The sequence below is a fragment of the Dyella jejuensis genome (assembly GCF_044904675.1).
Classification (GTDB): Bacteria; Pseudomonadota; Gammaproteobacteria; order Xanthomonadales; family Rhodanobacteraceae; genus Dyella_B; species Dyella_B jejuensis.
In genome coordinates this window covers 1-26,363 of sequence record NZ_JADIKJ010000010.1, presented here as the reverse complement: position 1 = coordinate 26,363, position 26,363 = coordinate 1, and the positions used below count along the sequence as shown (strand labels likewise).

General features: G+C 61.0%; 10 protein-coding genes. 9 read left to right on the top strand and 1 reads right to left on the bottom strand.

All coding sequences use genetic code 11. From position 1 onward, the window contains the following. Positions 1–266: 266 nt before the first annotated feature. The 4 genes from ISP15_RS09765 to ISP15_RS09750 all read left to right on the top strand — a co-directional run bounded on the left by ISP15_RS09765 (position 267) and on the right by ISP15_RS09750 (position 5,630). Entirely contained in the window at positions 267–1,571 is a 1,305-nt protein-coding gene (locus tag ISP15_RS09765) for an ABC transporter permease (protein ID WP_404547086.1), read from the top strand. A 1-nt stretch (position 1,572) separates the two neighbouring features. Beyond that, entirely contained in the window at positions 1,573–2,805 is a 1,233-nt protein-coding gene (locus ISP15_RS09760; protein WP_404547084.1) for an ABC transporter permease, read from the top strand. A gap of 346 nt (positions 2,806–3,151) precedes the next feature. After that, positions 3,152–3,436: a hypothetical protein gene (locus ISP15_RS09755; RefSeq protein WP_404547082.1), complete on the top strand. Its 285-nt coding sequence runs from the start codon at positions 3,152–3,154 to the stop codon at positions 3,434–3,436. Positions 3,437–3,818: 382 nt separating this feature from the next. Next, positions 3,819–5,630: an FAD-binding oxidoreductase gene (locus ISP15_RS09750; RefSeq protein WP_404547080.1), complete on the top strand. Its 1,812-nt coding sequence runs from the start codon at positions 3,819–3,821 to the stop codon at positions 5,628–5,630. A gap of 58 nt (positions 5,631–5,688) precedes the next feature. Here ISP15_RS09750 and ISP15_RS09745 read toward each other — a convergent pair whose 3' ends face one another. Continuing rightward, positions 5,689–7,575: an FAD-binding oxidoreductase gene (locus ISP15_RS09745; RefSeq protein ID WP_404547078.1), complete on the bottom strand. Its 1,887-nt coding sequence runs from the start codon at positions 7,573–7,575 to the stop codon at positions 5,689–5,691. 852 nt (positions 7,576–8,427) lie between these two features. Here ISP15_RS09745 and ISP15_RS09740 point away from each other — a divergent pair. From ISP15_RS09740 to ISP15_RS09720, 5 genes are all read left to right on the top strand, one after another. Beyond that, positions 8,428–17,034, top strand: coding sequence for an SDR family NAD(P)-dependent oxidoreductase (locus ISP15_RS09740; RefSeq protein WP_404547076.1), 8,607 nt, complete (start codon positions 8,428–8,430; stop codon positions 17,032–17,034). Between the two features lie 180 nt (positions 17,035–17,214). Beyond that, a complete protein-coding gene (locus ISP15_RS09735) occupies positions 17,215–18,867 on the top strand; it encodes a cyclic peptide export ABC transporter (protein WP_404547075.1) in 1,653 nt (550 codons plus the stop codon). After that, positions 18,867–19,619 (top strand): thioesterase II family protein, encoded by a 753-nt coding sequence (locus tag ISP15_RS09730; RefSeq protein ID WP_404547074.1) that lies wholly within the window; start codon positions 18,867–18,869, stop codon positions 19,617–19,619. The genes ISP15_RS09735 and ISP15_RS09730 overlap by 1 nt, the downstream gene beginning before the upstream one ends. Positions 19,620–19,624: 5 nt before the next feature. Further along, positions 19,625–26,089: an amino acid adenylation domain-containing protein gene (locus ISP15_RS09725; RefSeq protein WP_404547073.1), complete on the top strand. Its 6,465-nt coding sequence runs from the start codon at positions 19,625–19,627 to the stop codon at positions 26,087–26,089. After that, on the top strand, positions 26,083–26,363 hold a 281-nt coding region (locus tag ISP15_RS09720; protein WP_404547072.1), incomplete at its 3' end, for an AMP-binding protein. The genes ISP15_RS09725 and ISP15_RS09720, both read left to right, overlap by 7 nt.

The following is a 26,363-nucleotide window of genomic DNA, read 5'->3' as shown; positions in this document are numbered from 1 at the left end:
TCGCCACGCTGATGTCTCCATTTACCCCAAATCTGCTGCCGGCTGGCTGACGGTGAATCAGGCTGCCGCTTATCGCTGGAGCAGGGCAGGAGACTTGAGTGAAGCCTTCTATCGACGAATTCATTTGCGGGGAAAGTGAACTCGATGGCTGTTGCCAGCGTCCGCCGGTGCGCGCCTCGCCGTTCCTGTCTGCGCTGATATGAGGCGGCGTGTGAGGTGCACGCACTCTTAACTTGTAGAAGCGGCAGTGCATTGAGGGGAAAGGAATGTTCGGCTACTACTTTGACCTTGCCTGGCGTAGCCTCCGGCGCAACAAGGCGCTTACCGCGCTGATGGTGCTGGCTATTGCGCTGGGCATCGGTGCCAGCATGACCACGCTGACCGTACTGCACGTGCTATCCGGTGATCCGTTGCCAGGACGAAGCAGCACGTTGTACGCGCCGCAGCTTGATCCGCGCGACATGGATGACTATCAACCGCATGACGAACCGCCGGATCGGGTTACCTGGATCGACGGCATGAACCTGTTGCAGGCCAAACGGGCGGATCGCCAGGCGTTGATGACAGGCGGTTCGGTCGCTATCCAGCCGGCGCAGTCCGCGATCGATCCATTTTACGAGACCGCGCGCTACACCACGGCCGATTTCTTTCCCATGTTCGGTGTGCCGTTCCAGTATGGCCATGCGTGGGGCGCGCCCGAGGATGCGACAAGCGCAGCCGTAGCAGTGATCAGTCATAAGCTCAACGACCAGCTTTTCGGCGGTCGCGACAGCAGCGGACGCATGCTGCGCGTGGAGGGCCATGTCCTGCGCATCGTCGGTGTGTTGGGTGGCTGGCGGCCGAACCCGCATTTCTATGATCTCAACCTGAAAAACTACGGCGAGGACGAAGATGTCTACCTGCCGTTGTCCACCTCGCAGGATCTGCATCTGGCGCACCTCGGCGGCGCTGATTGCTGGGGCAATGGTGGTGACGGCGCTACCCCCGTGCATACGGCGCCATGCGTGTGGCTGCAGTTCTGGGTGCAGCTGGATACGCCGGCCCAGGCCGCCACGTACCGGCAGTTTCTGATCCATTACTCGCAGGAGCAAAAGTCGCTGGGCCGCTTTCTGCGTCCGCCCAACGTGCGCCTGCGCAATCTGATGCAGTGGCTGGACTACGAGCAGGTTGTGCCCGGTGATGTGCAGTTGCAAAACTGGCTGGCGCTGGGTTTCCTGCTTGTGTGTCTGGTCAATACGGTAGGCCTGATGTTGGCCAAGTTCCTGCGCCGCTCCGCCGAACTTGGGGTGCGCCGCGCGCTGGGTGCATCGCGGCGTGCGCTGTTCATGCAGTTGCTGGTGGAGTCCGGTGTGATCGGGCTTGCGGGCGGGTTCGGCGGCCTGCTCCTGGCGTTCCTCGGGTTGTGGCTGGTGCGAAGACAGCCGGCGGATTACGCGCCGCTGGCGTATCTGGATGGCGCCATGCTGGTGATAACGCTCGCCATGGCGGTGGCTGCCAGTCTGTTGGCTGGTGTGCTGCCGGCCTGGCGCGCCAGCCAGATCACTCCCGGCCTGCAACTGAAGAGCAATTGATATGAATATCCACCCGATCCTGCGTACCCTGCGCCGACACAAGATCACCGCATGGCTGTTGATCCTGCAGATTGCGCTGACGTGCGCCATCGTGTGCAACGCGGTGTTCCTGATCCATCAACGCCTGCAGCAGATGGACATTGCCAGCGGTATCGCCGAGCACGAACTGCTGCAGATCCGGTTTGCGTACATTGGCGATCGTCCGGATGCCTATGCGCAGGCGCAAACCGATCTGGCGACACTGCGGCAGATCGCAGGAGTGCAGGCGGCAGCCCTGGTAAACCAGCTGCCGCTGAGTGGTTATTCCATGTCCAACAGCGGCATCAAGCTGCACCCTCGACAGCAGCAGACCTCGCTGGAGGTAGCGAGCTACTACGGCCAGAACCTGCTGGCTACCCTGGGTGTACGGCTCATGTCGGGACGTGATTTTCAACCCGATGAACTGGTCGATCTGAAAACCGCGCTGCCGGCATTGCACAACGACGATATGAAAAATCTGCCGCACACCGTGATCATCGATCAGGCAGTCGCCGCGCGTCTGTGGCCGGGCCAGGACGCGCTAGGCAAGACGATCTACTTCGGCAACGACATACCGATGCAGGTGATCGGTGTGAGCGCGCCGCTGGCACGGCCGGACAACCTGCAGATGGGTGCCCAGTACAGCATCGTGTTTCCGATACGTCTGACCGCGACGGAGGGCGGAAGCTATGTGATTCGCACGAACTCGGGGGATCGCGAGCAGGTACTGAAATCCGCGCTGGCTGCGCTCAAGCACCTCGATCCCAATCGCATCGTGCTGGAGCAGCGGACCTATGACGAACTACGCCATGGGTATTTTCAGGACGACCGGGCCATGGCCGGCATGCTGGTTGGAGTTATCGCGGCGCTGCTGATCGTCACCGCACTGGGCATTGTCGGTCTGTCCAGCTTCTGGGTGGCGCAACGCCGCCGGATGATCGGCGTGCGCCGCGCGCTGGGCGCCACGCGCGCCGATATTCTGCATTACTTCCAGACCGAGAACTTCCTGCTGGCGACGATCGGTATTGCGCTTGGAATGGTGGCGGCCTACGGCATCAACCAGTTTCTAATGCTGCATTACGAACTGCCGCGGCTGCCAGCGATCTATTTCCCGGTCGGCGCGATCGCCCTGTGGTTGATTGGCCAGCTCGCCGTGCTGGCACCAGCGCTTCGCGCCGCCGCAGTACCACCAGCGGTGGCGACGAGCGGCGATTGAACTTGGAGGCGGAGCCAGGCGCTGCGAGCCAAAGGGGCGCGCAAGTACAAGGGTTATGACCAATTGCAACCACGGCTTGCCGGTAACGCCGAATCTGCTGCAGAACTTCCATGCGGATCAGTCTAACCAAGCGCGAGTCAGCGGCATTACGTAAATCCCAGCCGATGAAGGTTGGTTGTAACTGGGGCGGTGCTGGGCTTGTATTCGCGTCATGTGATCGGATGATCGATGCCCAGGCGTATGACCAGTCAAGCTGGTATGCGCCGCGCCAAGCATGGCCGTCTTTGCGCGCACCGTTCGCATGGCGTCATCGTGCACGCCGACCGCAGCAGCCAGTATTGCTCGCATGACTACCGGCGCTGTAATTTGCATCGAAGGCGAAAGCGAAAGCGGGTGGCAACGAATGACTTTGGTTGTCCAGTTCCAGCCAGCAGGTATTAGTAATAAACCCACCTTTCATCACCTGGCCAGGCTGGCGTCCAAGGGACCAGGGGCTCGGACATTGGGGCTTGATTTTGCGCAAGCGATTAAGGCCGTGACACAGCTGGAACTCCAATTCATTTTAATATTTTTTTCCGATAAGAAATTTAATGGAGAATTACCCTTTTTGGGTGCGGTGTTGCATAGTTAATCAAGATATTCCGTCTTGCGCACCCATGCGGATTTTTCCGCAGTGGCATGTGGTGCGGGAGGCTTGAAACAGTATACTCACGCTCAGATCGCACATTCCTTTTTCCAAGCATTAGGGGCCGATGCTACCGTTGTAGTTCCAATTTACAATTGCTGGCGCTTTGCTGGCATACACGCTTGATTCGTTATTTCCATCAGACGCTTCCGCTGGACCGGGGCGAGGTGATCGTGGTGGATGGCGGGTCGTTGGACGACATGAAGCAGGTGGCCTAACGTTACACAAGAAACACGCCCATCGTTTTTCTTTTAGCCTGACAAGGGTTTTCGAGCAGCTTCCGCAAGGAATAAATCCTGATGACGACTCGCAATCGGACGGCGATATAATGACTAAATCCGCACCAATGAACTGGAAGTCCGGCATATCGTTCCTCGCACCTTTCCTGGCTCTCCTGCGCAAGACAAGGCGATCCCCTCCTAAATCTTTCCGGCGTGTGCGGCCCGGCGATCCGGAGTGGCCCGCCGCAAGCGCATGGGAGGGTCTGAATACCCAGGTCGGCGGTCGCCTTCTGAAAGTTTCTGATCCGCTTGCCGCGTGCCGTGCCGATCCATACGGCAAGGCATGCAGGGATCTGTTCGCCAATCTGCGAAATCCGTATTACATCCTCGATCAGGTCAACCTGACACAGACTTCCGGATGGGCGCGCGCATGGACCTCACAGCCCAGCGCCTACGCTGTCGTTGCGGAGAGTGCCGTCGATGTCGCTGCTGCTGTGAATTTCGCCCGCGAACACCGGTTGCGGCTGGTGGTAAAGGGAACTGGGCACAGTTATAAGGGCACATCGAATGCGCCGGACTCGCTGCTTATCTGGACACGGAACATGAGAAAGGTGCAGATGCATGACGCATTCGTCCCCCAGGGATGCATGGGAAAGGTCGCGCCGCAGCCGGCCGTAAGCTGTGACGCCGGTTGCATCTGGGGTCACACCTACAATGAAGTGACGACGAAGGGTGGCCGGTACGTGCAGGGCGGGGACTGCATGACCGTGGGCGTGGCGGGGCTCATCAGCAGCGGCGGCTTCGGCGCCTGGTCAAAACGTTACGGTACGGCGGCGGCGAACTTGCTGGAAGCCGAAGTCGTTACCGCCGACGGCAGAATCCGTGTCGTGAATGCCTGCAATGATCCCGAACTGTTCTGGGCACTCAAGGGCGGTGGAGGCGGCAGTTTCGGCGTGATCACACGCCTCACCCTGCGAACGTTTGAGCTGCCGGCCGAATTCGGAACAGTGGATGTGACGGTGAGAGCGAGTTCCAAGTCAGCGTACCGACGTTTGATCGGGCAGTTCGTTTCGCATTATCGAGAATACCTGTTCAACCCTCACTGGGGTGATCAGGTGCAGTTCCTTAATGGCCACATCTTGCGGATCAACATGTCGTGCCAGGGGTTGGATCAAGCGCAGATGGAAGCGGCGTGGAAACCCTTCTCCCAATTCCTGCGATCCTCATCCGACGACTATGCGATTCCGAAGACGCCGGGCTTTGCGATCTTTCCGGCAAGAACACTGTGGGATCCGCGCGTCGTCTTCGAAGAACCGGATGACGTGATCTCGGACTCGCGTCCGGGTGCACCTATCGAAAACTTCGTCTGGGCCGGCGATGAGGAAGAGGCGGGACGTTATATCCACGGCTGGGGCTCCGCCTGGCTGCCGGAGGATTTACTGCAACCAGCCCGCCAGGAGGCATTGGCCGACGCTTTGTTTGCGGCAAGTCAGCAGGGCAGCTTCGTTTTGCAGTTCAAAAAAGCTCTGGCCGGCGGAGATCGTGAACAGATCGAGGCATCGCGTGACACGGCCACTAATCCGCAAGTTTTGAAGGCTTTCGCTCTGGCGCTCGTCGGAGATGGCGGGCCGCCGGCTTTTGCGGGCATTCCCGGCCACGAACCTCCCTCCAATGCACATCAGACCGCCGCTGGCATCACACGTATCATGGACGCGCTATATAAACTCGTGCCTGATGCGGGCACCTATGTCTCCGAAAGTGATTACTTCCTGAAAGACTGGCAACGCGCATTCTGGGGTTCAAACTATCCCCGGCTGAAGAAAGCCAAGGACCGATACGATCCGGATGGTCTATTCACCGTCCATCACGGCGTCGGCTCGGAAGATTGGAGTGACGACGGATTCACGCGCCATACGTGAGCTTGGCATGGGGACAGGTGATTGGACCTTGTCCCCATTTGCAAACCGTGAAGCCGGATTATGCGGGTTCGTTGTCGACGACCAATTTCGTTGTCGATTCCGGCAGCCGGTGGTGATGTGCATCGACGAGGGTGAATCCATCTTCACTCCATGCCTCGGATCCGACCCCGTGATGGACGGTGAACAGGCCGCCTGGATCGAAGCGCTTCTTGATATCCGACAAGCGGGCGTAGTTGGAGCCCCAATACGCACGCTGCCAATCTTTCAGGAAGTAATCACTTTCGGAAACATATGAGCCCGCATCTGGCACAAGCTTGTGCCATTCGTTCACGACCATCGCATTCGCTTCGGCATCTTTGCGAGCTGCGGAAATATCGGGTGCGTGATCAACAATGTCCGGAAAAACCGCGGGTTCTTCGCTGCCGGTAATCGCTAGCGCGAACGCTTCCAGCACCTGCGGATTCGTCGCGGTGTCGCGTGCGGTTGCGAGGACGTCGGGATTCGCGCCACCTAGACCTTTGTTGAAATGCAGGGCGAACGTCCAATGCCTGCTGGCCGAGAAGAGCATCCTGGCAAGATCTTTCCTCCGGTCATCACCCAGAAGTGTCGATGGTAACCACGCCGAACCGAATCCGTGGAAATATTGTCCCGCTTCGTTCATGTCGCTGCGCCTTATGTTGTTTTCGATAGGCGCGTTTGGACGCGGATCCGGGATCGTCGAGTCGGATTCCTTTCTTAGCCTTTCGGGGTCCCAGGCCGCGCGTGCGACTCCCATTTTCACCTGCAGCGGTTGCCTGATCACGTAATCGTCGGGCGAGCCCTGGATAAGCTTGAAGAACGGTTTCCACGTGTCCTCGGCCTGCGCCTTGTCCAGGCCCTGAGAGCCCATCAAGATGTCGAGACGGTTGTCCGAATAGAAAACAGCCTGTCCGCCCCAATTCGGATTGAACAGGTCAAGGTTGTAGAAATCGATGAAATGCTCGATCAGGCGAAGGTAGGCTTCATCGGAAGTGGCCTGAACGTGCATGGCTGCACTGCCGAAGAAAGCCGGCAATTCGTGCGTGCGCAGCGTCAATCTGGTGATCACGCCAAAACTGCCGCCGCCGCCGCCTTTCAACGCCCAGAACAAGTCGGGATCGCTGCCAGCATTGACGATGCGGATTTTTCCATCCGCCGTGACGACTTCGGCTTCAAGCAGATTCGCGGCCGCCGTGCCATATTGCTTGGACCATTCCCCGAACCCGCCGCTACTGACCAGGCCGGCCACGCCGACGGACAGACACCTGCCGCCGAGCACGAATCGACCGCCCTTGGTCGTCACCTCATTGTAGACGTGGCCCCATATCTGTCCTGCGCCCATGCTGACCGCCGGCTGCGGTGCGATCTTCCCCTCGCATCCTTGCGGAACGAATGCGTCATGCATCGTGATGGCATCCATACGGCGCGTCCATACCAGCAATGAATCCGGTGCGTTGGAAGTACCGTGATAGCTGTGCCCGGCGCCTTTCACCACGAGTCGAAGGTTGTTGTTGCGCGCGAAGTTCACGGCTGCCGCGACGTCGGATGCGTTTCTGGCAACCACCGCATATGCGCTGGGCTGCGATGTCCACGCATCTACCCAACCCGAGGCCTGTGTGAGGTTGAGATGGTCGAGGATGTAATACGGATTTTGCAGATTGGCAAAGAAATCCCTGCACGCCTTGCCGTGAGGATCGACCCTGCATACGGTGAGCGGATCGGAGGGTTTCAGGAGCCGGCCGCCCACTTGGTGGTAGAGATCCTGCCATGCCTCTGCCGTGGGCCATTCGGCATCGCAAGGTCGTGCGCGTCGAAAAGGTTTCGTTTCCGTTACGGTGGCGGTTTGCCTTGCGTTCGGTAGAACAGCCTGGAGCGCTGAGAGAAACGTGATGCCGGACTTCCGGTTCAGTGGCGCGCGTCGTGTCATTGTGTGCCGTCCAATTGCGAGTCTTGAGTGGAAATCCATTCGTCGGTACCTACGCAAATTTCGTTGGTACTTACGCAAATTACGATGGAGTACTTCGACCTGCGTTTGAAACTCGAACGATCATAACCTGCGAACGCGGACGCTTCCAACAAGAACGATTGAGCTATTCGATGCACGCAGAATGTTCTTGCGCATGCTTCATTGCATGAAGCCAGCGAGATGCGCGCGCTTATTCTCAAATGACGTCGATAACGCTTGACGGGGCTCTACCCGTCGGGTAAATATGCCCGAAGGGAGGGGGACTCCTTAAGCGCGCCGGTGTTCATCACTGAGGGGGCGCGTCAGCACCACAAAGCAAAAAATGTCGGCAACAGATCATGCCGCTGGCGCAGCATAACGAGCGCCACGGTGTTTATGGTCCATCGGAAGCTGCGACAAGGGGACGCTTGTGTGCCACAAGGTTGTTGGACGCCCGGATCAGGAAGCCATGCTGCAAGTGCCTCGGCGCAGCCGAACATGCATTCGCAGTCGAACGACAACCGCTTCTCCATTGATTGCCGCCAATGGGCCGCACTCGATAAATATCGCGTTCCATAGCACGGCTGACAGCCGTTGCAGTGATTGCGCACGCATGTCCGGATCGGCGCCCTGCGCGGCGAATTCAGCGATTAGTCGCCCGAGAATGCGCTGTACAAGCTGGCATCTGCCACCTGCGAAAAGCAGCCGACATTGACCCTGGACGCCCGTTTGCTTCGCCTCTGAAATACGGGGCGTCCTAAGGTGCTAGATGACGTTTAAAGCCGGTACGGATCTCCGGAACCGATTTCTATAACTTCAGCTGGGATGGGGTGTATGGATTTCAAGGGATTGTTCGAACTGATTGGGGAAAGCGTCCGTTCTGAGCCAGATCGAAGGGCATTCACTTATCTGGAGTACGCCTCCCGCGGAGGGAATGCCCGCGTCGAGCGCAGCGTGTCCATTGGGCAACTTCACGAGCGCGCCCTAAGTCTTGCGGCACGACTTCAAGCCGTTACTCAACGGGGCAGCCACGTGCTGCTGTTGTTCCGCCCGGGGTTGGATTTCGTTACGGCATTCGTGGCATGTCTATACGCAGGCGTCGTTGCGATACCCGTGCCCGCGCCACGGCATGGAATGGTAGTAAAGCGCTTGCTATCCATCCTGGAGAACAGCGGCGCGAACATCGCGCTCGCCACCTCGGCGACGCGCGATATCACTGAAGCACATCTGGAGTTCCCGAGCGGTTTCGGCTGGGTGCTCGTAGACGAAACTGATGGCCACGATGCAGGCGCTGCGGTCATGGCGCCGACGGATCCCGCCGCAGTCGCCATGCTGCAATACAGTTCCGGCTCAACCAGCGAGCCGAAAGGCGTGATGATCACGCATGCCAACCTGATTCATCAGGCAGGATTGATCTACGATCAGGTGGGCGCCGCTCCTGGCGACTGCTGGGCGAGTTGGTTGCCGACATATCACGACCTGGGCCTGATCGGGGGCATCGTCACTCCCCTGGTCAAGCAGTTGCACAGCGTGATGATGGCGCCGGAAGCCTTCATCACGCGGCCGTCTCGCTGGTTGAGGGCGCTTTCCGATTTCCGCGTTTCGTGCAGCGCCTCGCCAAACTTCGGTTACAAGCTGTGCGTGCGCAAAATTCGCGATGACGAACTCGATGGCGTAGATCTGTCTTGCATGCGCTGCGCCGTAAGCGGCGCCGAGCCAATTCGTTCTACGACGATCGATCATTTCCTGAGTCGATTCGAGCGATTCGGGTTCGGACGTAACGTCATTTGTCCGGCCTACGGCCTTGCCGAGGCGACGCTGCTCGTAACCGGACGCGGCGAACGCATCAAGGTTAGCCAGTTCAGCACGGCCTCGCTCGCCGGTCCGGTGGCAGCGCCGACTGGTGCCGGTGACGCGCAATCGACGCGGCTGGTCTCCTCTGGACGGCCTTGCGGCGGTAACCGCGTCGTCATCGTCGATCCGGAAACGAACGCGATCCTTCCTGAGCTACACATTGGCGAAATTCGCGTGGCTGGAGAAAGTGTTGGCGCGGGCTACCTGGAGCACGGCCGCGAGGAACGGCGATCGTTTGGTGGCGAAATTACCGGAGCTGGTGCAGGCATCTACGTGCATACCGGCGACCTCGGCTTCATGTTCGAAGGCGAGCTGTTTGTCTGTGGCCGCTTGAAAGATTTGATGATCATCAATGGAAAGAACCACCATGCCTCCGATATTGAGCAGTCGGTAGAAGAGATTGACGAGCGAATGGTGTCGTCGGGCTGCGCTGCGTTCTCGATCACGGTCGAAGACGAAGAGCGACTGGTTGTGTTACAGGAGCTTGAGCGGAGCCGGGACGGATATGATCGGGCTGCACTGGCCGACATCGCCGAACGCGCGAGGCGGAACATCCTGGATCGACATCAGGTATCGCCTTACGACGTGGTGCTGGTTTCGGGCGGCCTGGCGCGCACGACAAGCGGCAAGATCCGCCGACACGAATGTCGCGAGCTCTACCTTGGCGAGCGCCTCAAACAGCTGTTTGCATCACGGAGCGGATCAGCAGATGCCGCCGGCGAGGCATCGGAACAGAGTAACGAGGCGTTAAAGCAGCGCAAGATCGCGGACGACGAGGCCCGGATCGTTCGCATGGTCGCCAGGCATATCGAGGGCAATCTCGCAGAGCCGGCATCGGGGACCCCGTTGGCGTCCTTGCGGCAGGATACGCCGAAGATGACCGCCATCCTCAACGATATCAACCGCAGGTTCGGCTTGCGGATCCAGTACAGCGTATTCGTGGACTACGACACGATCGGGGAATTGGCCGCATATCTTGCGAACGCAGTAGCGGAACTAAGGCTGGGACGCTCCAGCCCCCGGAACGATGGACACTTGTCGACCGTGCAAGCTGCGTCGGCGGAACCGGGTGAGCCGGGGAAGGACCAGGAAGACGCGGTAGCCATCGTTGGCATCGCTTGCCGGTTCCCTTCCGCGAATGGACCGCGCGAACTTTGGGATAATTTGTGCAAAGGCGTCGATGCCGTTACTGAAGTACCGCCAGAGCGCTGGGACGCGGATGCACTTTACGATCCGAATCCGCTGGCAATGGGCAAGATGAACACGAAATACGGCGGGTTCATCAAGGACATCGAGTCATTCGACGCCCGCTTCTTTGGCATCCAGAACCGCGAGGCAAAGCGCATGGATCCGGCGCATCGGATTCTCATGGAGCTGTCCTGGGAGGTGTTTGAGGACGCCGGCGTATTGCCGAGTTCCGTGTCCGGCAAGCAGATTGGAGTATTTGTCGGAATTTCCGGAAGCGACTACGCGCAGCTGCAGTTCGGTGGTGATGCGGTCGCCGATCCGTACGCGGGCATCGGCTGTGCGCTGACCAATTCAGCGAGCCGGATTTCCCATTTCCACAACCTGCGCGGTCCGGCGCTGGCCATTGACACGGCATGCTCGTCTTCGCTTTCGGCAATGCACATCGGTGTCACGGCGATCCAGTCCGGCGAATGCGAGATGGCGCTGGTAGGTGGCGTCAACATCATACTGGCGCCCAGCGTGACGATGTCGCTCAGCAAGGCCGGCATGATGGCGCCGGATGGGCGATGCAAGGCTTTCGACGAGAGGGCTAACGGCTATGTGCGGTCGGAGGGAGCTGGGCTGCTATTGCTCAAGCCACTGTCCAAGGCAAAGGCCGATGGTGATGCCATCTATGCCGTAGTCTGCGGATCGGCGACCAACCAGGATGGTCGCAGCAGCGCGATCGCCGCACCCAACGGCGAAGCGCAGCAGCGTGTCATCAGCAGTGCATGCGAACGAGCGGGCATCCTGCCGAGCGATCTGGATTACGTGGAAGCGCATGGCACCGGCACGGCGGTCGGTGACCCCATTGAGGTCAACGCATTAGGCGAACTGCTGAAGCTGAGTGGTACGAACCGGATTCACACGATCGGGTCGATAAAGACCAATATGGGCCATTGTGAGTCCGCCGCCGGCGTGGCCGGGCTCATCAAGGCAGCCATGGTTCTGCATTGCGGGCAGGTACCGCCTAACCTGCATTTTGAGAATCCCAATCCGCTCATCCGGTTCGATGAACATCCGCTGCGCGTGCAGCGACACTTGGGCTCTCTCGTGGAGACGGGGCGTCCCCGCCTGGCCGGCGTCAACAGTTTCGGCATCGGTGGTACCAACGTTCACGTCGTACTCGAGGAGTACGTGCCTGATGCCGCGGCGCCGGTCTCGCCGGTGGCGCCGGAGGGACTGCGTCTGCTGGCCATCAGCGGCAAGACCGAGCGCGCCATGAATGCCAATGCTGACGCATTGGCCAAACACCTTCGCGCGAAGGGAGATAGCGTCGCGTTGGCGGATGTATGTCACACCTGCGCCATGCACCGCACTCACTTCGATCATCGTTTGTGCGTGGTGGGAACCGACGGCGAGGCCATGGCCGACGCCATCGAGGCGTACCTGCAGACCCGCAACCATCAGGACGTCGCAGCCGGGCAATACAACGGCGCCCTCGGGGCAGGTTCCACGCCCGAAATCGCGATCGTGTACGCAGGCCACGGCGCGCAGTGGCCGGCCATGGGGCGTCGTCTTTTCCAGACCGAAGCCGTATTCCGGGCCGAGCTCGAGCGCTGCGACGCGGGGCTGGTGCCACATACGGGGTGGTCAGTCATCGATGTATTGTCGGCGGACGACAGTGACACCAGGCTCGAAGATACCGTCTACCTTCAGCCAACGCTGTTCGCATTGCAGTGTTCCATCACCGCCCTGTTGAAATCCTGGGGCGTGAAGCCTTCGGCCGTTGTCGGTCACAGTTTTGGCGAGATTACCGCTGCCTTCGTGTCGGGCGCCATCGGCTTTGACACCGCCTGCCGGCTGGTGGCAGCGCGCGCGCGCCTCATGGGCGAGGTGAAGGGAACCGGACGCATGGTCAGCGTTGAAATGCCCGTCGACCTGCTCGAGCCCGTGGTCCGCCATTACGGACGGGAGCTTTCAATCGCCAGCGTGAATAGCCCAGGCACCACGGTCGTATCGGGTACCTATCTGGCGATCAGGGCGCTCATCGAGGAACTGACCAGACAGGATGTTACTTGCGTTGAACTGGAGCTGGACTATCCCTTCCACAGTGCCCTGGTCGAGACTGCCGCGGCTGCGCTCGTAGCTGAAATGCAGGGCATGGAAGTGCGTGTGCCGCAGATCGCGCTGATGTCCACGGTACGTGCGGACTGGGTGGACGAAGATCACCTCCCGACGGCGCAATACTGGGGTCTTAATGCCCGCGAGGCGGTGCGCTTCAAGGAGGCCATCGAGGCGATGGCAAAACGGGGCAGCCGCATCTTCATCGAGATCGGCGCTCATCCCACGTTAAACGGTGGCATCTCCCGCACGCTGACCGCATCCGGGATACGCGGTGTCGTGCTGCCGACGCTGAAGCGTCAGACGGACGATAATTTATGCATGAAGCGCTGTATCTCCGCACTGCACGTCCGTGGCGTGGAGGTCGACTGGTCGGCGCTTTGTGGAGACGGTGCGTTCGACCGCGAACTGCCTCATTACTCCTGGCAGCGCGACAGATACTGGCTGGATAGCGCGCATCACGAGGCACGCAAGCGTTTGTGCGCACACCCGCTGGTCACCATGCGGATGCCCGTGTCGCAGCCGACTTGGCAATCGCGCCTGGACATCTATGGTCAACCGAGCATCCGTTCGACCCGCGTGCATGGCAATGGACGCTTGAGCAACGGGCTGCACGTAGAGGTCGCCTTGGACGCGGCCGCGAGCCTGAGTGACCCGCGCGGGGGGCGCGAGTTGGTGAATCTTGCCTTCAGTGAAGGGCTGGCGAGCGTCGAAGACGATGCATTGCCGATGCTCCAGACCCGCGTCGTGAGCATGATGCGTGGTTGCTACGATATCTGCGTGGATGCGCAGGTGGACGACTCGCAAGGCCCTTCCGAATGTTGGAAGTCCTTGTTTACGTGCAGCGCGCTGGTCGGCGGTAACGTGAAGGCAAACCGCCCCGAAGCGGTGCGTGTCGACGTGATGAGCACGCGCAACCCGACGAAATTCAGCGGCGCGGAGGTCTACCGAAAACTCGGCGAAATCGGCGTTGAATACGTCGCCGCGGCCCACGTTGCCAGTGAAATACACATGGCGGAGGGCTCGGCGCTGCTCCACCTGAATATTGCCGTGCGCAACGGCGACGTGGAGCGATTCCACCTGCATCCTCTGATGTTCGAAGCCATGGAGCAGGCTTGCCGGCTCGCTTCCGGAAGCAGTGCCGCTTTCACCATGCTCAGGCAGGTCCGCCGGCTGCGAGTGTTCGGGACTCTGAGCGACGCCGTATATGCGTATGCCACCTTGCATGACCGCTCGGCGACGAATGCCGACGACGGAAGGATGCGCGCAGATGCATGGGTGCTGGATGCCGATGGCGCAGTGGTCGCGCTGGCCGAGGGCATGGAATTCGAATTCCCTGCCGGGATGACGTATGCACAAACCTCGGGTATCCCCAGAGACCCCGCTGCGTGGCGCTGCGAAGTCGAGTGGATGGAGATGCCGATTCTGCCCGCAGAGGCCCCGGTTTCACCGGGACCGGGGCATTGGCTGATCCTGGCCGACGCAGGTGGAGTAGCCGAGGGTATCGCCGAGAGACTGCGTGCGCGAGGGCAAGAGTGCGTCCTGGTGCGGCCAGGCAATGCCTATGCGCGGATGGATGCGTCCGCCTATACCGTAAACGTAGCGGATTCGTCAGACATGGAGCGTTTGGTACGCGAACTCTATGCTGACGGTGATCATCCATGCCGTGCCGTGTTGCACCTGTGGAATCTGGACGCGCTACCGTTCACGGATGATGTGCCAGCCGGATACGCCGATGGCGTGACCAGCCTGGTCGACGTGGTTCGTGCGCTGTCACTGGCGGAACTGACTCGCGCCCCCCGGCTGTGGCTGGTTACCGCCGGCGCGCAACCCGTGGAGGTCGGTGAGGCCGGAATTTCGCTGGGGCAATCCATGGCCTGGGGTTGCGCAAAGACCATCCTGCACGAGCACGCCGAACTACGGTGTGTGCGAGTGGATCTGAGCCCCGGTATCGTCGCCTCCGAACTGGATGCATTGTGCAATGAGTTAGTCGAAGAGCGACTGGATGACCAGCTTGCTTTCCGCGGCGAGCGTCGCTATGTCGCACACCTTCGGTTCCCTGCGCGGGCGGGGCTCGCAGCGGAAAGCCCCGCCGAAGCGGCCATGCGCACATGGTCTGTTTCCCGGAACGGGGATGGCGCGCCGATGTTGCAATCGGTCGCCGGGCGCCGGCACAGTCCCGAGGAAGGGGATGTCGAAATCGGCGTCAGCGCCGCCGACATGCGGTTCGATGGCGACGCAGGCACGTCACGGGTCGACGCCATCGCCGGAACCGTGTTGCGTGTCGGCGCAGCAGTGCGGGGGATCCTTCCAGGGCAGCGCGTCGTCAGCGTCGCTGGCGGACCGCTTGCCTCGCACCAGCTGGTTGACGCCGGCGCGACGGCCGTGCTCGACGACGCCTTGTCCGACACCCGGACGGTGGCGTCGCTACGTAGCTACCTCACCGCCTTGTTCGGCATGCGCGAGGTCGCTCGCATAACTCGCGGCGAGCGAGTGCTGATGCGGATCGAAGATGCGCGGCGCGGCTTCGCAGCGGTACATGTCGCGTTGTGGCTGGGAGCCAAGCTCTTCGTGACCGCTCCTAGGCATCTTCACGATCATCTTCGGGGCCTGAAGGTCGAGCGCATTTTTGATGAAGGCGATCCTCTCGACTATGCGTTAGCCAGTGCCGTCTGCGGCGACGTGGCAGCCATCATCGACGTGACGAGCGAGTTCGAAGCGGCTTTTTGTCCTCGATTCCTGGCCCCGTTCGGGCGATATGTCGACCTGTTCCCGAATGACGACAGCCGGAAGCGGTCGATTTCGCTGATACAGCGCGACCTTCCGAGCAACTGTTCCTACGCCGCTGTCGAGTTCGAGGGGCTGCGCAAGACCAACCCGAAGGGTGCTCAGGCATTGCTGGAGGAAGTCGTCCGGTTGCTTGCGGAAGGGGCATTTGTCCTTGGCGATGTCGAAGCCTTGGATTTGAACGAATTGGAGGGGGACATCGGCTCGGTCGATCGCTCTGTGACGGTTGAACTGGCAACCGCGACCACCCAGTTGCCAAGCACCTATCGAGAAGATGCGACCTACCTGATCACTGGCGGTCTGGGCGGCCTGGGTCTCGCCATCGCAAGGCGCATGGTGCGGGACGGTGCCCGCCACGTCGTTCTGGTTGGCCGGCGTCCTCCCTCACTGTCCGCCTTGGACGTGATGGAAGAAATCAACACGGGCGGCGCTCGTTGTACGGCGATGTCGGTCGATATAGCCGACATGAACGCGGTGACTGCCATGTTCGACGCGATCCAGCGCGACATGCCACCCGTGAGGGGAGTCATCCACGCGGCCGGTATCCTGAACAACGGGATGCTGGTGCAGATGGATCATGACCAGGTGTGTTCCGTGATGCCGGCCAAGGTTCATGGCGCGTGGAACCTGCATCGCGCGGTTGCAGGCAAGGAACTGGATTTCTTCGTGCTGTTTTCGTCCCTTGCTTCGTTCATCGGTTCGCCCGGCCAGGGCAACTATGCTGCTGCGAATGCGTTCCTCGAGGGATTGGTCGAGCATCGCCGGGCCCAGGGCCTGCCAGCGCTGAGCATTGCCTGGGGTCCCTGGTCGGAGATTGGCATGGCTGCCGATGTGCACAACCTCCAGCGCCTTGCGCAGCATGGCATGGGCATGGTGATGCCCGACAAAGGATTGGACTTGCTCGAGGATCTGATCCTGGAGCGCCAGGCCGGTGCCAAGGGTGCGCTCCCGATGAACTGGGATGCCTGGGCCCGTATGCGCGGTTATGCCGCGCAGACCCCGTATTTCGCCTCGTTGATGTCCGGGCAACAGGGTGCGGGTGGTGGAGGCAATAGCCGGATCACGCGGGCATCGCTGGTCGGAAAGACGCCGGACGAGCAAATGGAATTGCTGGTGGCGGCGATCAGGCGGACGGTGTGTAACGCTTTGATGCTCGATGTCGAACAGGTGGAACTGGATGCGCCATTGATCTCCATTGGCCTGGATTCCATCATGTCGCTGGAGCTCAAGGATCGCATCGAGTCGGGCATCGATGTAATCGTCCGCACCAATGCGTTGGTCTCGGGAAAATCGATCCGTGATCTTGCCGAGCAATTCAGGGCGGAGCTTACCGACACGCACAAGGACGGCAGCCACGCAGGTAACGCCGCGGCTGTAACGCTTGCGTCGGATGGCGCGGGTTTCGAAGCGGTGCTCGATCGCATCGACGACCTGACAAATGAAGAAATCGACTCCATTCTCAACGATCTGAACGCCTCGCCGGGCACGGAGGCCGTCGCGCTGGAGTAAGGCGACGATGATCGTTTCAGATGGCCGTTGGCCTGCGGCATAGAGCGCGGGCCATTGTTCGCAAGTTGGTTCGTCCGTTCGTTATCCGGTGGGGAGAGCGGATTTCCGGGCTGTGGATCGAATGCTTCCAGGCATAGCCGAGGACGTCGCTTTTTAAGGGAATAGGGAGTCAAACTCAGTATGCGGTTGCTCGTGCTCATATTCAGGAATTCTGCGTTGCCGCTTTTGCTGTCGGCGCTGGCGGGTGTCGCCGCGGGAGTGTCCGGCGCCGCCGTGCTGACGGTAATCAACGAACGCCTCGATCACCTGGGCGAAACAAGCTCACGGGCAGCCTGGGTCTTCCTTGTGCTTGCGATCACCGCGGTATCGACCAAGGTGGTGTCGAAGTTGTTGCTGGTGTGGGTATCGACGCGCGTGGTACGAAACATGCGCGTCGAATTGAGCGAAAAGATCCTGAGTGCGCCACTTCGCACCGTGGAAAAAAATGGTCGCGGCGCGCTGCTTGCTGCGCTGACGACGGATATCCACCAGATCGCCACCGCGATGATAGAGTTTCCCGAACAGTGCGCCAACGCAGCCATTGCCATGGCTTGTTTTGCATATCTGTTCTGGCTGTCGTGGTGGCTGGCCCTGATCTATGTCGGCATCTTTGCACTGGGCATCATCGACTACAAGATAGTCGCACGCAGAGCCCAGCCCTCCATCGTCGAGGCGCGCTCGTTGTGGGATGTCCTGATCTCGTACTACAACGACCTGATCGATGGCAACAAGGAACTGAAGATGCACCGCGCGCGGCGCGGTGAGTTCATGAGCCGGAGTCTGACGCCGACCGCAACGAACATGATGCGTCACTCCTGGCGTTGGAACTGGATCCTGGCGCTCGCCAATGGCCACACCCAGATGATCTTCTTCGCCTTGCTGGGCATAGCCTTGTTCGTGGCGCCGCACGTGAGCTTCCTTGCTCCGCAGGTGTTGAGCGGATTTGTCCTGATGTCACTGTACATGGGCGGTCCGATCGCGAGCCTGGTCGGTGCGATTCCCAACTTCAAGCTGGCTGAAGTTTCGTTGAAAAAGATCACCGAGTTGGGGTTGGCACTCGGTGAAGCGGATCATCGCGATGTATCCAACGAGGCGGATGCAGCCCGGCCGCCCTTCGGCTCGGTCGAACTGCGTGGCCTGGTGTATAGCTATGAAGGTGAGGAGGGAGAGTCTTTCCGCCTTGGCCCGGTGGATATCCGCATAGATGCGGGTGAACTGGTTTTCGTGGTGGGTGGTAACGGCAGCGGAAAGAGCAGTTTTGCGCGAATCCTTACCGGCCTGTATCCCCACGACGGCGGCGATCTGCTTCTTGATGGCGAACTGATCGGCGACGATAACCGCGATACGTACCGTCAGCGTTTTTCCACGGTGCTTTCCGACTATCACTTGTTCAAGTCGATCTACGGCATGACGGGCAGCGAGTGGTCGAACGGTGCTTCGCACCTGATCGACAGACTTGGCCTGGCCAGGAAGGTCAAAGTGATCGATGGCGAACTATCCACGATTGATCTTTCCCAGGGGCAGCGCAAGCGACTGGCACTGCTGAACGCTTTCCTGGAAGACCGCGAAATCTATCTTTTCGACGAGTGGGCAGCGGATCAGGATCCAGCTTTCAAGCGCGTCTTTTACCACGACATTCTTCCGGCACTGAAGGCGGCGGGCAAGACCGTCGTGGTAATCAGCCACGACGACCAGTATTTCGAGCGGGCTGACAGAATCGTGCGCTTTGAGGAGGGCCGCATCGTTGAGGATCGCCTGGTGCGCGAACAGCCAGCGGCTAAGGTGGCGGTCTGATGTTCGCAGAGACTCTGTCCGGCATGCCTCTGAGAACGATACGGCGCTCTCCGCGCGCGACGGTGCGGCTATTGTGTTTCCCGCCCGCGGGTGCGGGCCCTTCGATCTTCAACGAGTGGGCGAATCTTCTGCCCGAGTTCGTCGAGCTCGTTGGCGTGGTTTATCCGGGGCGTGAATGCCGATCCGCTGAGCCTCTCAGTCGCGACCTGGGGATAATCGCCGATTCGGTAGCCGAACACATTGCCAGGTCGGACGATATGCCATGTGCATTCTTCGGCCACAGCATGGGTGGATATGTCTGCTTCGAGGTAATGCAACGGCTCGCCGGATCGACGGCATATCCGGATCATGTGTTCCTGTCAGCGGTGCCGGCTCCGCACATGCCCGTGCCTGAGAAGCTGCACGGACTGCCTGACTCGCAATTTTTCCGAGAACTGGTTCGACTGGAAGGGTTTCCGCAGGAGGTTCTCAACACTCCCGAACTGGTGCGCTATGCCCTTCCGATACTGCGCGCGGACTTTACCGCTTGCGAGACCCATCGCTTCAAGCTCCATGTCCCCTGTCGCTGTCCATTGAGCGTGTATGGAGGCAGTACCGACATTCGCGTCACACGCGATCGCCTCGAGGGCTGGCGTCACTTCGCCGGATTGTCTTTTTCATTACGCATCTTTGAAGGCGGGCATTTCTACCTGCGCAAAAGGCAGACCGAGCTGGTCGGCCTCATTTGCAGTGAATTGGCAAGGATGGGCTGAATACGATGACGGAGAAAGTGTTGACCCCGCCGCCACTCGACCGCAAGAACGCATTGCGTGAGGCCTTGCTGCGCAAGCGTGACGAACGCCAGCGGGTATTCCCTCTGTCACCGGCACAGCTGGGCATCTGGATGCAGCAGCAGCTGACCCCGGGGAACACGGCTTACAACATGTCGATCGCTTTCTGCCTGCATGGGCTGATCGCCGAAAACGTCATGCACGAAACCGTCGAGGCGTCGCTTCGTACCGTGATAGGTCGCCACGCATCGCTTCGCACCGTATTTGAAAGCACCGATGACGAACCCCGGCAGCGGGTTCTGGAAGAGGTGGCGCTTGAGTTGCCCAGGATGCAGCTTGGGGACGACCAGGGCGACGATTGGGAAGCTCGCGTAAAGCAACTCTGCGTCCAGCAGTCGGCACTCGCCTTTGACCTACGGGAAGGTCCGCTGTTTCGTTTCCGCCTGGTGCGGATCAACGAGAGCCTGCACGCATTGCTGGCCACGTTCCATCACGTTGTGATGGATGGCTGGTCCATCGGAGTGTTCGTGCGGGATTTCGGAAAGGCCTTCAGAAGCCACCTTCACGGTACTGAGCCCGCGTTTGATCCGCTTCCCGTCAGCTACGCCAGCCACGTGAATCGTCTGCGCGAAGTGGCCGCCAGCGATCAGGGGCGTGCCGATGTCGAATACTGGTCTCGACGCCTGCAGGGCGCACCCGCAACCCTTGATCTGCCCATCGAATTCCGGCGGCCGCCGCGAAATGATTTTCGTGGAGCGATTCACGCCTTCGTCATACCCGAAAAGGTGTCCAAGGACCTGGCCGAGGTGGGCCGCCAACGTGGCGCCACGACGTTCATGGTCGTACTGGCGAGTTTTTACGCGCTGCTTTCCCGCATTTGCGGGCAGGACGACATCGTGCTCGGCGTGAGCGTCTCCAATCGCGAAGAGCGGGACTGCCGCAACGTCATCGGCCTGTTCTCCGACATTCTGCCGATGCGAGGGCGCGTCAATCCGGACGAGAGCTTTGTCGACTTGCTGGGCCGCGTGCGCGGCGAGTGCCTGAGCGACTACGAACATACGTCCGCATCCATGACCACGATCATGCAGAACGTGCAGGTGGCACGCGCTACTGATCGCAACCGTCTTTTTCAAGCTGGCTTCGACTTCCAGAATACGCCCTGGCCGACGGATGTGGTCAGCGACAAGGTCAGCGTGATTGACTGCGACACCGGCGCGGCCAAGCTGGATCTGAACTTCAGCCTGAGCGTGGTCCAGGGCCATTTTTCTGGCGTTTTCGAGTACAACACGCACCTTTTTTCGGCGAAAGCCATGGCTCGGATCGAGCGCTGTTATCAGTGCTTGATAGAGGCGATTCTCAAATATCCGGATCTGGCCATCGACCGGCTGCCGTTTGGTGCCGAGCCGCCACCGGCCCAGCCTGTCATCCAGCCGGCGACGAACATGCTCGCGGCGATAGAAAGTCGCGCTCACGACTATCCCGATGCCATTGCGCTGGAAGGCAGGGGATGGCGATACACGTTTAACGAAGTGGACGGGATCGCGATGAGGGTGGCTCAATCCCTCAGGTCCCGGGGTATCGGCGCGGGCGACAAGGTCGGACTGTTCTTCCAGCGGGAACCGGGCTTCGTGGTGGCGCTGCTTGCCGCCATGAAAATCGGCGCAGTGTACGTACCCATCGATCCTGGGTTGCCGCGGAGGCGGCGTGACCACCTGTGCGACGACGCCGGCATCAAGCTGATGTTGACCTCGCCAGAGCGCGTCGATGACTGGCATGGATCGGAACCGCCTCTCCTTGCGATCGACCTGGTGCCTTCGTGGCCTGACCAGTCGCCAACGACATTCGCGCCGACTCCCGCGACGAGTGATCCCGCTTACATCATCTATACATCCGGAACCAGCGGCGAACCAAAAGGTGTGGTGGTGGGGCATGGCGCCCTTGCCGCGTTCACCCATGGTGTTCAAACCCTGTTTCGCGTTGAGCCCGGCGACCGCGTGTTGCAATTCGCCTCGATCGGTTTCGACACTAGCGCCGAAGAGATCTTTCCCAGCCTGCTGGCCGGGGCCACGCTGGTGTTCCCCGACGATGCAATCGGATCCGTCTCGGTGCAGCAGCTGGTCGCTTCGATCGAGGAGCAGCGGATTTCGGTGTTGAATCTGCCGACGTCGCTCTGGCACGAACTGGTGAGCACCATGGTGGCCGACGCTGATGTACGCCTACCTGGGTGCGTCCGCCTGCTGATCATCGGCGGTGAGGCGGCCAGCCCGGATGCACTGGCCCATTGGCAGCGCATATCAGGCACGGGTGTGCGGCTGCTCAATACTTATGGACCGACTGAAACCACGGTCAGCGTAACGGCGGCCGATCTTGGCGCACTCCCCGAAGTTTCGCGGCGGCTCGCGCTACCCATCGGCAACCCCTATCCGCACGTCCGGATCTATGTTCTCGATCGTCATCGCAAGCCGGTTCCCATGGGGCAGTATGGCGAGCTGTACATCGGTGGACCCAGCCTTGCGCTGGGGTACCATCGCCGCCCGGAATCGACCTTAGAGTCTTTCCTGCCTGATCCATTCGTTGGACACCCGGATGGCCGGATGTATCGCACCGGCGATTTTGGCCGCTATGTGGAAGACGGCTCGATCGAGTTCGCCGGGCGCCGTGATGGTCAAGTCAAACTGCATGGGTTCCGCATCGAGTTGGCCGAGGTGGAAGCCGCGCTGATGCGCCATCCCCGGATCCGCCATGCCGCGGCAACGGTGGCCGGACAGAGCGCGGATGCGTCGGCCAGGTTGATCGCCGCAGTAGTGCTCAGCGAGGGCGATGAGTCGATCACGACCACGCAGATGAAGGCCTGGCTGGGCGAACGCATCCCCAAGTACATGCTGCCGGCGTCCATTGACGTCGTTGATCGCTTGCCGCTGACCCTGAATGGCAAGCTCGATCGCAAGATGCTCGCGCAAACGTTCGGCGCATCGGCAAGTGGCGGCCATGCGCAATCCGGTGCCGTTACGCCAGAACAGTCGATGTTGCTGGAAATGTGGCGGGAAGTACTTGGCGTGTCCAATATCCTGGTGAGCGATGATTTCTTTGCACTGGGCGGCCATTCGCTGCTTCTGATTCGATTGCTCTCGCGGATCCGCCGGGTTTTCGGCGTCGACTTGGCGCTGAGCGAAGTGCTCGAAACAACGACTGTCGAAGCCATGACGCGCCTGATCTGCTTCTCACGCGGCCATGGCAATGGCGCTGACGCGCTTCCCATACCTTCGCTTCCCCGAAAGGAGGAGGCGTCGCAAAATGTCTTCAGGCAATCGTTTGCCCAGCAGCGCCTGTGGTTCATTTACGAGCTCGATCCCGACTCCAGCGCCTACAACAATCCCAGTGCCCTCCGTGTGCGCGCACCGTTGAACGCAGACCACCTGCACGACTGCCTGCGGACACTGGTAAAAAGGCACGAAATCCTGCGAACGGTATTTGCCAGCGGCGACAGAGGGCCGCTTCAGATCGTCCTCCCGGACGCGACGCCTGGCTTCGCCGAGCACGATCTACGTGGGATGAGTGCGGATGATCGAGCCCGGAACCTGGAAGAGCTGATCCAGACGGATAGTCGAACACCCTTCGATTTGCGCAACGGGCCGTTGATTCGCGTTGCGATCATACGCTGCAGCGATGAAGAGCAGGTGCTGCTTTTCAACTGGCATCACATCGTGACCGATGCTTGGTCGTTGCAGATTTTCGTGCGTGAACTGGCCGCTCTGTATGCGAACCGGTCCGCGACGTCGCTGGCTCCATTGCCGGTGCAATACGCCGATTTCGCGGAATGGGAGCACGGACTTGTCGAAAGTACAACCTCGACAGGTTCACTCGACTATTGGCGAAATCAACTGGGCCTGCTTCCCGATCCGCTGCATGCAGGATGGAGTGGAGCCGCGGCATCGCAGCGTCAGCCAGCGGGGCGCCATCCGATGCGAATCGGCAGCGCTCAGGTGGAGGCGCTCCGTATCGTCGCACGCAATACAGGCACAACGTTGTTCATGGCCTGTCTGGCCGTGTACAAGCTGCTTCTTGCCCGCATCCACGATCGCGATGACGTCGTGGTCGGTTCGCCGATCTCCATGCGCGGGCACGAAAACCTCGAGTCGGTGGTCGGCTATTTTCTCAATACGTTGGCTTTGCGTTCCGACCTTTCTGGCACGGGCACGTTTCGTGCGCTCCTTGAACTCGTGCGAAGGACCGCACTGGATGCCTACGCGCATCGGGATGTTCCCTATGAACGTGTGGTACAGGCGGTGCAAGCCGAGCAGGGTGTGAGCGTGCTCTTCGATGTCAGCTTCGTGCTGGAGAACGGCAGCGAATTGGCGGGTGAATTCGGCGGCGGGCGCGTCGAGATGCTGCCGCGAGGCGGACAGGAGCCGAAGTTCGCCCTGTTGTTGAGCATGCGTGAAGACCGGGAAGGACTGGTTGGCGAGTGGGAGTACGACCAGGACATATATGCCTCATCGGATCTGGAGGGCTTTAGCAACGCTTACCTTTATCTGCTCGAACAAGTGACCTCCAACCCTGACGCGGCCTTGTCGTCATTGCGGCTGACACCGGCATCGCGGGTGCGCGAGATTGCGCAGACGTGGGGCTGCGGCGCTGTCCAGCCAATACCGCCAGGGAGCGTGGACGAAGCCTTCGAGCGCCAGGCCCGCGAGCGTCCGGACGCAGCGGCCCTGGTGTACGCAGGCACGTCGTATGGGTACGCGGAACTGAATGCGCGTGCGAACCGCCTGGCGCATGGTCTGCGTTCGCGCGGCGTGGGTCCGGAGGTGACGGTGGGCATCTGCTTGCCGCGTTCGGCGGACCTGGCGGTAGCGATCCTGGCGGTGTGGAAAGCCGGTGGCGCGTATGTGCCGCTGGATCCGGACAACCCGTCGGCGCGGCTGGCCATGATGCGCGATGACGCGCAGGCGGACTGCGTGATCGGCCATGAAGCCCTGCTGCAAGGGTTGCATGCGGCGATCCCGCTGGCGTTGGACACGGCGGCGCTGCGCGCGGAGCTGGCGGCGGCGCCGGCGCACGATCCGGTGCGGAGCGAGCCGACGCCGCCGGATCGGCTGGCCTACATCCTGTTCACGTCGGGCTCGAGTGGTCGCCCGAAAGGGGTGCGGGTCGAGCACGGCAGCGTGATGAACCTCGCCGCGGGACTGGATGCGGCCTTGGCGGGGCTGGGAGCCCATGGCTGGGAACGTTGGGCATGGAACGCCTCCTACGGCTTCGACGTGTCGCTGCAGGCGCTGGTGCAATGGCGCCATGGTGCAACCTTGTACCTGCTGCCGGCGGAACTGCGCCGGGATCCGGTGCAACTGCGTGCGTACCTGGCGCGCGAATCGATCCAGGTACTGGACGCCACGCCGTTGCAGGTCGAGGCGTTGCTGGAAGTGCAGGGCGCGCCGCTGCCGTCCGTGGTGATCGCTGGCGAGGCGATCGGCGCGAATCTGTGGGGCCGCCTTGCGGCGCACTACGCGGGACGTGCCGAGGGTGCGCTGAATGCCTACGGGCCGACGGAGACGACGGTGTACGCGACGGTGACGCGCATCGAAGGTCCGCTGCCGCGGATCGGCCGGCCGATGGCGAATGTGCGCTGCCTGGTGCTGGACCGCCAGGGCCAGGAGCAACCCGAAGGCGTGCCGGGCGAGCTGTACATCGGCGGTGCCGGCGTGGCGCGGGGATACGTGGGCCGCGAGGCGGAAACGGCGGAGCGCTTCGTGACGGTGGCGGGCCATGCGGGCCGTTACTACCGCAGCGGCGACCGGGTGCGCTGGAGCGGGGATGGCTCGCTGGAATACCTGGGGCGTTTGGACGGCCAGGTGAAGATGGATGGCTACCGCGTGGAACCGCAGGAAGTGGCGCAGGCGCTGCGCGCGGAACCGGGCGTGGCCGCGGCGGCGGTGATCGCGCGCGAGGGAACCGGCGGGCTACGCCTGGCGGGTTACGTGGTGGCATCGATGGATGCCCCGGTGGCGGCCGGCTGGGAGGACGACGTGCTGGAGCGGCTGCGGGTAAAGCTGCCGAGCTGCATGGTGCCGGCGACGCTGATGCGACTGGATCAACTGCCCACGACGGTCAACGGCAAACTGGATATGCGTGCGCTGTCCGCGCTGGCGACCGTACATCCGGGATCGTATCGATCGCCTCGCGATGCCACTGAAAGGAGACTCGCCGAAATCTGGGCCGAGCTCCTGGGTGTGGATATGGCCAATATCGGCCTTGATGCCGACATTTTCGCTCTCGGTGCCCATTCCATGCTGATGATGCTTTTGACCGTCGCAATTCGCGATGCCTTCGGCGTCGAGCTGACGTTACGCACCCTGTTCGATGCGCCTCGACTGGAAGCCATGGCTGCGCTTGTAAGCAGCGCACAGGCGGTGGTCGATAGCGAGAGCAGCGAACTCGAGCACATGCAATGGTGACGCATATCGACCCCCGCCGGGAAACGGGAGATATCCCACCGACGTTGTCAGATGCGCAGCATGCGCGGCAGTCATGGCGTTGCGGCGCTGTCCAGCCAATACCGCCGGGGAGCGTGGACGAAGCCTTCGAGCGTCAGGCCCGCGAGCGTCCGGACGCAGCGGCCCTGGTGTACGCAGGCACGTCGTATGGGTACGCGGAACTGAATGCGCGTGCGAACCGCCTGGCGCATGGTCTGCGTTCGCGCGGCGTGGGTCCGGAGGTGACGGTGGGCAT

Coding starts and splice junctions, on each gene's coding strand:
- ISP15_RS09740 (WP_404547076.1), top strand. CDS start 8,428: ATGGATTTCAAGGGATTGTTCGAACTGATTGGGGAAAGCGTCCGTTCT.
- ISP15_RS09745 (WP_404547078.1), bottom strand. CDS start 7,575: ATGACACGACGCGCGCCACTGAACCGGAAGTCCGGCATCACGTTTCTC.
- ISP15_RS09755 (WP_404547082.1), top strand. CDS start 3,152: ATGACTACCGGCGCTGTAATTTGCATCGAAGGCGAAAGCGAAAGCGGG.
- ISP15_RS09760 (WP_404547084.1), top strand. CDS start 1,573: ATGAATATCCACCCGATCCTGCGTACCCTGCGCCGACACAAGATCACC.
- ISP15_RS09735 (WP_404547075.1), top strand. CDS start 17,215: ATGCGGTTGCTCGTGCTCATATTCAGGAATTCTGCGTTGCCGCTTTTG.
- ISP15_RS09750 (WP_404547080.1), top strand. CDS start 3,819: ATGACTAAATCCGCACCAATGAACTGGAAGTCCGGCATATCGTTCCTC.
- ISP15_RS09730 (WP_404547074.1), top strand. CDS start 18,867: ATGTTCGCAGAGACTCTGTCCGGCATGCCTCTGAGAACGATACGGCGC.
- ISP15_RS09725 (WP_404547073.1), top strand. CDS start 19,625: ATGACGGAGAAAGTGTTGACCCCGCCGCCACTCGACCGCAAGAACGCA.
- ISP15_RS09765 (WP_404547086.1), top strand. CDS start 267: ATGTTCGGCTACTACTTTGACCTTGCCTGGCGTAGCCTCCGGCGCAAC.